General features: G+C 46.0%; 3 protein-coding genes. 1 reads left to right on the top strand and 2 read right to left on the bottom strand.

Going from position 1 to position 1,697, the window contains the following annotated elements; translation table 11 throughout:
• Positions 1-211 (bottom strand): LptF/LptG family permease (locus B3O33_RS03235; RefSeq protein ID WP_292362913.1); only part of this gene is annotated, 211 nt, incomplete at its 3' end.
• A complete protein-coding gene (lptF, locus tag B3O33_RS03230; RefSeq protein ID WP_292358918.1) occupies positions 208-1,338 on the bottom strand; it encodes an LPS export ABC transporter permease LptF in 1,131 nt (376 codons plus the stop codon). The genes lptF and B3O33_RS03235, both read right to left, overlap by 4 nt.
• A gap of 86 nt (positions 1,339-1,424) precedes the next feature.
• Between lptF and B3O33_RS03225 the strand changes: the two genes are divergently transcribed.
• A partial coding sequence (locus B3O33_RS03225) for a M17 family peptidase N-terminal domain-containing protein (RefSeq protein ID WP_292362912.1) occupies positions 1,425-1,697 on the top strand: 273 nt, incomplete at its 3' end.

The raw sequence follows: 1,697 nt of genomic DNA, 5'->3' as shown, positions 1-1,697 counted from the left end.
CTAACAGAGCAGCAACAGGAAGCAATTCATAGATTCGTTTTGGCATAGATAAAGCCAGATAAGCCAAAATATTGCTCAGCTGATAATCACCTTTTCCCAGGTCATCCAGCTCAGCGATAAAATCCATAAAGGTATACAGCGACATCAAAACCACTAAAACTAAAGCGGTACTGCCTAGAATCGTTTTACTGATATAGCGTTGCAGAATCATGCTGTTTTGGGTCGCTTACGTTGATGCCAGAGTCGTTTGAGATTTTGCCGGTTTTGTAATATCAGCATAATGCCAATCATTAATAAATGTACCCAAATCGCCCCGAACCAGGGAGCCAGATCGCCCTTTTCCACCCAGGCCCGGGTGACACCTAATAAATTACTGTAAATCACATAGACCAATACTGCGGGGAAAAAGCCGGCATATCGCCCTTGCCTTGGACCTGTATGCGCTAACGTAATGGCAATGACACTCAAAATAACAGTCATAACCGCGCTGGAGACACGCCACTGAATTTCGGCCAGATCCTGCGGTTCACCACGCTCCCAGAGCTCGGCTGTGGGTAAAGACTTATGCCGTTCGCGAACCTGTACTGATTCACCACGTTCAATTAACATGCTATGTGTTGCATATTTGGCAATACGAAAATCCAGATCACCGGCATTGCCTTCATAACGATAACCATCTTCCAGAATCAGATATTTATCACCACTTTCAGTTTCAATCTCAAATCGTCCACGCTCGGCTCGGAAGATCAGCGGCTTCTCGTCACGATGAATTTCAATGAAGATATTTTCCATATGGCTTTTATCTTCGCTGAGCTTTTGCGAATAAAAAGTCCAGTCACCACTTTGGCTTTCCTTAAAACTGCCCGCCACCAGCCCCGTGGTATTGGCCGCCACCTTGGCTTTCTGTTCAATTTCATAGCGCCCGGATAAGACATCAGGAACAATCAGCAGGGCTAATACACCCGTGATAATTGCCATTGCGCCACTGAATATGACAACATTTCGCAATATGCGGTTACCATCAATACCGCAGGCGGCAATCACCGTCAGTTCGTTATCCGAGCTCATTCGTGACAAACTGAGTAGCACCGCCAGAAATGTGCCTATCGGCAACAAAATGGATAGCGCGCCCAGCGAATTAAGCCACAATAAATTAAAGATAACTTCAGCTGGCAAATTACCCACAGCGGCCTGAGCCAGATAACGGGCAAAGCGGGTTGCCACGTATATCAGCCATAGCACACCGATAACCGCTGTCAGTGAAAGTAAAAACTCTCGCAGCATATATCGGTCTATCAGGCTGAAACGCTCAACAAATAATCGTCTTAGGGCGGGCATTATTCAGTGGTCTTCGTTAGAATAGGCAGTCAGTTCGCTGCAGTAAAAAGCGCAGTCTAAACCATCTACATCAACAGGAGAAATCCATGCAGTATTTTGTGACCAAAGATGTTTTGCCAACGCAGTCGATTGACTGTATTGCCGTCGCCGTATTTGAAGGCAATCAACTGAGTCCAGCAGCAGCCACTTTAAACACCGCCAGCAATGGAACCCTGCAACGTGTTGTCGAACGTGGCGATATCAGTGGTAAACCGGGTCAAACATTGTTGTTACAAGATATCGAAGGTATTTCGAGCCCTCGCGTTTTACTGGTGGGCTGTGGCAAATTCGAAAAAACAACTGAAAATGACTTCAACACA

Source organism: Methylophaga sp. UBA1464, assembly GCF_002325665.1.
Classification (GTDB): Bacteria; Pseudomonadota; Gammaproteobacteria; order Nitrosococcales; family Methylophagaceae; genus Methylophaga.
The sequence above is the reverse complement of the archived record's forward strand: the minus strand, read 5'-3'. Positions and strand labels throughout refer to the sequence as shown.

What these genes read in the sequence shown, in the direction of transcription:
- lptF (WP_292358918.1), bottom strand. Translation starts at nt 1,338, where the DNA reads ATGCCCGCCCTAAGACGATTATTTGTTGAGCGTTTCAGCCTGATAGAC.